Genomic DNA, 671 nt, shown 5'->3' with positions numbered 1-671 from the left:
ACCTGTGCAGGGAAATCCGTTGTATTTCAGTGCAGTCTTGCGTGTGCTCAGTCTGATATTCGTACTGCGCCCTTACAGGGGTAATGCCTGAGCTGTCATGTGGACTTCACGCCGGAGCCGGCAGCGGATCCCGTTGCCTCTCTCTGTTTTCCTGCCGCTGCCCTCTCTCAGCTGGCAACGACATTTCTTCGGCCAAGTCACGGGATCCGTAATTCCGTCACTCCATTGCCATCCATCGGATTTTCACACCCTCTGGCAATTGGGTGACCCCGCCCCGACTCACGTGACTGGATTCGCAGTTGCCTCGTTCCGCACAAGGAGAGAGAGCGATGGGTCATCGCAGTCGCATTTCCGTACGTTCATGCACAGGTCAATGAAGGGCCGAGGTTCCATGCGCAAGCTTCACMAGGYCGCGCTCGTCGTMGCAGCAGCCAGTGGTCTGTCGGCCATCGGAGTCGGCCCCAGCGTCGCCGACGTGCCCGTCGGGTACGGCTCCGTTCCGCCACCCGCCGGCCAGCAGGACCTCCAGGCCACCTCGTGGACCAACTCGCAGGCCAGCGCGCAGCGCTCCAACCTGCCGAACGCGCACCGGCCGGCGCCGGCGCCCCACCACGGCGCCGATGTCACCCCGCAGGTCAACCCGCAACTGAGCCCCAAGATCAGCCCGCAGG

General features: G+C 63.3%; 1 pseudogene. It reads left to right on the top strand.

Annotated elements, in window-relative coordinates:
• Nucleotides 1-391: 391 nt before the first annotated feature.
• Nucleotides 392-671, top strand: a pseudogene (locus EAO75_RS45480) (hypothetical protein); the annotation flags it as partial.

It is taken from the genome of Streptomyces sp. UW30 (assembly GCF_008042075.1).
In the GTDB taxonomy this organism is placed as follows: domain Bacteria; phylum Actinomycetota; class Actinomycetes; order Streptomycetales; family Streptomycetaceae; genus Streptomyces.
The sequence above is the reverse complement of the archived record's forward strand: the minus strand, read 5'-3'. Positions and strand labels throughout refer to the sequence as shown.